Here is a 4,766-nt window from a genome sequence, read left to right on the forward strand (position 1 = left end):
GGGGGGGGGGGCGGACCTGCCGTCCGCCCTGCCCCGCCCCGGCCGCCCCCTCAAGACAGCGCTACGAGCTCCCGGTACTCCTCACTCCACAAGTCCTCGTCCGCGTCCGGCAGAAGCAGGACGCGGTCCGGGCGGAGGGCGTCGATGGCGCCCTCGTCGTGGGTGACCATGACGACCGCGCCCGGGTAGGAGCCGACGGCGGCCAGGACCTCGGTGCGGGAGGCGGGGTCGAGGTTGTTGGTGGGCTCGTCCAGCAGCAGCACGTTGGCGCCGGAGTGGACCAGCCCGGCCAGCGCCAGGCGCGTTTTCTCGCCGCCGGACAGCACTCCGACGGGCTTGTCCGCGTCGTCCCCGGTGAACAGGAACGCCCCGAGCACGCCCCGCAGTTCGCCGTCCGACAGGTGCGGCGCGGCGGTCGCGAGGTGCCGGACGACCGTGTGGGCGGGGTCGAGGGTGTCGTGCTCCTGGGCGAAGTAGCCCAGCCGCAGCCCGTGTCCGCGCACGACCCGGCCCGCGTCCGGCGCCACCTCGCCGGCCAGGACGCGCAGCAGCGTGGTCTTGCCCGCGCCGTTGAGCCCGAGGACCACCAGGCGGCTGCCCCGGTCCACGGCGAGGTCCACCCCGTCGAGGACGGGACGGCCGCCGTAGGACTTGGTCAGGCTGATCGCGCCGAGCGGCACCCGGCCGCACGGCGCCGGTTCCGGCAGCCGGATCCGCGCGGTCTTCTCCGTCCGCCGGGCCGGCTCCAGCTCGGCCAGCATGCGGTCGGCGCGCCGGTTCATGCTCCGGGCCATGGTGGCGGTGGCGGACCGGGCCTTCATCCGGTCCGCCTGCGCGTGCAGGGCGGCGGCTTTCCGCTCGGCGTTCGCCCGCTCCCGGGCCCGGCGCCGCTCGTCGGCCTCCCGCTGGGCCAGGTAGGTGTCCCAGCCGGTGTTGTGGACGTCGATCGTCGCCCGGGCCGGATCCAGGTGGAACACGCGGTTGACGACGGCGGCCAGCAGGCCGGTGTCGTGGCTGATCACGACGAGTCCGCCCTGGTGGTCGCGGAGGAAGTCGCGCAGCCAGGCGGCGGAGTCGGCGTCGAGGTGGTTGGTCGGCTCGTCGAGCAGCAGGGTGCCGCCGTGGCCGGCGAACAGGATGCGGGCGAGCTCCACCCGGCGCCGCTGCCCGCCGGACAGAGTGCCCACGGGCCGGCCCAGTACGTCGTCCGGCAGGCCGAGACCGGCCGCCACCCGGGCGGCCTCCGCCTCGGCCGCGTACCCGCCGCCGGCCTGGAAGGCCGCCTCGGCGCGGGCGTACGCCCGCATCGCCCGCTCCAGCGCGGCGGGCCCGGCGGCGCCGGCCATCGCGGCCTCCGCGCTCCGCAGCGCGCTCACGGCGCGGTCGAGACCGCGCGCGGACAGGATCCGGTCGGTCACAGTCACGTCGGGATCGGCGGCACGGGAGTCCTGCGCGAGGAACCCGACCGGGCCGGTGGTGGTCACACTCCCGGCGGCGGGACGTGCCCGGCCCGCCAGGGCGGTCAGCAGGGTGGTCTTCCCCGCGCCGTTACGGCCGACCAGGCCGACGCGATCGCCGGGGGAGACGGTGAAGGAGATGTCGGACAGCAGCAGCCGCGCACCCGCGCGCAGCTCGACACCGCGGACGGTCATCATGAGGTAACGCTCCGAATAAGCTCAAGGACACACTTCTGGCGTGGAAGCGGGTCCTCGGCTAGGAAATTCGGGGCGTAGACATACGGTCACGGTAACGGATGGTGCGCGGGTGGCGCATCTCGTTTTCCGGGAGGCAGTGCCGGTTCCCGGGGCGGGTCCGCCCACGGCGGCTGCCGGAACGGCTCCGGCTCCCGGAAGGGTTCCGGAGGGGGGCCGGAGCCGCGCCTCAGGCCGGTGTCGGCCGGCGGCCTGAGGCCGTGTCCGTGGTCAGCCCGCGGCGTGCGGGTCGACCATCGCGTGGGCGTAGACGAGGCCCAGGCCGTAGGCGCCGCCGTGCTCCTTGACCACCTGGGTGGTGGCGGCGTACGTCTCCGTGCGGGCCCAGTCGCGCTGGAGCTCCAGCAGGACCTGGAGCCAGGTGACGGGGACGGCCCCGGCGGCCGCCATCCGCCGCAGAGCGTGCTCGTGCGCGGCGGGGGTCACCCCGGCCGAGGCGTCGGCGACGACGTAGACCTCGTAGCCCTGGGCGAGCGCCGACAGCGCGGGCATGACGAGGCAGACCTCGGTCCACAGCCCGGACAGGACGATCTTGGTACGGCCGGTGGCCTTGACGGCCTCGACCAGGGCCTCGTCCTCCCAGGCGTTCATGGAGGTGCGGTCGACGATCTCCTGCTCCGGGAACACCTCGCGGAGCTGCGGCAGCAGGGGGCCCGAGAACGACTCGGCGGCGACGGTGGACAGGACGACGGGAACGCCGAAGACGCGGGCGGCCTTGGCCAGTCCGACGGTGGCGTTGACGACCCCGGCCCGGTCGGCGCTGCCCGCGCCGAAGAACATCTGCGGCTGGTGGTCCACGAACAGCATCATCGCGTTGTCGGGCGTGAGGAGGTCGCTGCCGGGCACGGCTCGGACGGCGTCGAAGTCGACCATGGTGGTCCCTTTCCGTGGGTGGTGCGTGGGTGGGAGGGGTGCGGTCGGCTTCCCGGGGAACCGACCGCGGTTTCCGCCGGCGAGACGACGCTACGGGCGTCGGAGCGGCGGGAGTTGACCGTGAGCGGCCGGCGGTGTTCCGACGCTGCACACCGGTGCCGAGGGCGGGTGTCGCCGGCGCCCCGGCAGTGGGCCGGAGGCGGACGCGTACCGGCGCTCAGAGGTGGAAGCACGGATCGAAGGCGGCGGGGGCCGGCGCGGTACCGGCGCCGCGGGCGACCCGCCACAGGCGGTGCTGCTCCGACGCGGCCACGGCCTCCGCGAGCAGGCCCGCCTGCCGTACCCCCGCGCTGCCGCCCGCGCCACCGGGAACTGGTGCGGCGTGGTAACCGCCAAAGTGCGCCACCGGGCTCCACTCCGGCCGTACCGGGGGCAGAGCCTCGTCCAGCCCCTCGTACTCCGCCGCCGCGTAGACGATCCGGCCGCCGACGACGGTCAGGACCGACTCGATGTGCGGGATGTCACCGGCCGGGACGCTGAGGTAGTCGTGGCTGAGGACGGCGAAGTCGCCGAGGAATCCCTCCCTCAGGACACCCTTGACGTCCTCCTCGCCGGTCATGCGGGCCCCCGCGCGGGTGTAGAGGGCGAGCGCGGTCTCGCGGGAGAGGAGCCGGTCCGGCGGGTAGAGGGCCAGGTCGCCGACGGTGCGTCCGGTCACCAGCCAGTGCAGGGCGACCCACGGGTTGTAGGAGGAGACACGGGTGGCATCGGTGCCGGCCGCCACCGGAAGCCCGCGTTCCAGCATCTCCTTGACGGGCGGCGTCCGGGCGGCGGCCTCGGCCCCGTACCGTTCGGCGAACACCCGGCCCTGGAACGACATGCGGTTCTGCACGCTCACGCCGCCGCCCAGGGCGGCGATGCGGTCCAGGCTCTCCGGGGAGGCGGTCTCCGCGTGGTCGAAGAACCAGCGGCTGCCGGCCGGGAACAGGCCCTCGGCCGCCAGCTTCTCGAAGACCGCCAGGTCGCGGCGGATCGTCTCGTCGTAGGTGGCGTGCAGCCGGAAGCCCCAGCCGTGTTCCGCCAGCAGCCGGACGGCCCGCTCGAACTCGCCCTCGTAGTCCGCGGCGAGCTCGGGCCGCGGCTCGGCGAAGTTCTCGAAGTCGGCCGCGGCCCAGGTGAGGTTCTCGCCGGCGCCGTTGAGGCGGAGCCACTCGTCGCCCTCGTCCGGCCGGACGGTCTCCACCCAGCGGCGCAGGTCGGCGAGTTCCTGTCCGGCGGTCTGCGGGAAGAGGTGGTAGGCGATCCGGAGGGAGAGCTCGCCGGCGCGGGCCAGGTCGATGACGGTGGCGTAGTCGTCCGGGAAGTTCTGGAAGCCGCCCGCCGCGTCGATGGCGGAGGTCAGGCCGAACCGGTTCAGCTCCCGCAGGAAGTGCCGCGTGGACGTACGCCGTCCGGCCTCGTCCAGAGTGGGCGCGGCCGCCAGCGTCGAGTAGAGAATCAGGGCGCTGGGCGCGGCGAGCAGGACGCCGTTGGGATCGCCGTTCCGGTCGCGGACGATCTGACCGCCACGCGGGTCGGGGGTGTCGCGGGTGATGCCCGCGGCGCGGACGGCCGCGCGGTTGAGGATCGCGGACTGGTAGAGGTGCAGGACGAAGACGGGCGTGTCCGGTGCGGCGGCGGTGAGTTCGGCGGGGGTCGGCAGCCGGCGCTCGGCGAACTGGTCCGCCGACCAGCCGCCCACCACCCGTATCCACTGCCCCTTGGGCGTCCGGCCGGCCTGCTCCCGCAGCATGGCGAGCGCCTGCCGCAGGGAGGGGACGCCGTCCCAGCGCAGTTCGAGGACGTAGCTGAGGCCGCCGCGGATGACATGCAAGTGCGAGTCGTTGAGCCCGGGAACGACCCGGCGGCCCAGGGCGTCCACCACCCTCGTCCGGGCGTGGACGTACCGCGCGACGTCCCGGTCGTCACCGACCGCCACGACCCGGCCGTCGCGCACGGCGAGGGCGGTGGCCGCGGGGCGGCCGGGGTCGCCGGTGAAGACCTTCGCGTTGCGCAGGACGAGGTCGGCGCCGTCGCGGCCGTGCGAGGCGTCCGCCTCGGGGACCGGGGTGACGCCGCTGACGGGCATCGTTGTCATGGGGCGGCCTTTCGTTGACGGGGGTGAGGGGGTGAGGGAGGAGG

At 74.5% G+C, this 4,766-nt stretch carries 3 protein-coding genes; all 3 read right to left on the reverse strand.

The window, feature by feature from the left end; genetic code table 11:
* Window positions 1-50: 50 nt before the first annotated feature.
* A complete protein-coding gene (locus tag ACSNOK_RS30765) occupies window positions 51-1,655 on the reverse strand; it encodes an ABC-F family ATP-binding cassette domain-containing protein (protein WP_436784085.1) in 1,605 nt (534 codons plus the stop codon).
* Window positions 1,656-1,922: 267 nt separating this feature from the next.
* Window positions 1,923-2,585, reverse strand: a complete 663-nt coding sequence (locus ACSNOK_RS30770; RefSeq protein WP_436784086.1) for a hydrolase — start codon at window positions 2,583-2,585, stop codon at window positions 1,923-1,925.
* Window positions 2,586-2,802: 217 nt separating this feature from the next.
* Entirely contained in the window at window positions 2,803-4,722 is a 1,920-nt protein-coding gene (locus tag ACSNOK_RS30775) for an amidohydrolase (protein WP_436784087.1), read from the reverse strand.
* Between the last annotated feature and the right edge of the window lie 44 nt (window positions 4,723-4,766).

Origin of the sequence: Streptomyces sp. URMC 126 (assembly GCF_051386555.1) — a bacterium.
Lineage (GTDB): Bacteria > Actinomycetota > Actinomycetes > Streptomycetales > Streptomycetaceae > Streptomyces.

What these genes read in the sequence shown, in the direction of transcription:
- ACSNOK_RS30770 (WP_436784086.1), bottom strand. Translation starts at nt 2,585, where the DNA reads ATGGTCGACTTCGACGCCGTCCGAGCCGTGCCCGGCAGCGACCTCCTC.
- ACSNOK_RS30765 (WP_436784085.1), bottom strand. Translation starts at nt 1,655, where the DNA reads ATGATGACCGTCCGCGGTGTCGAGCTGCGCGCGGGTGCGCGGCTGCTG.
- ACSNOK_RS30775 (WP_436784087.1), bottom strand. Translation starts at nt 4,722, where the DNA reads ATGACAACGATGCCCGTCAGCGGCGTCACCCCGGTCCCCGAGGCGGAC.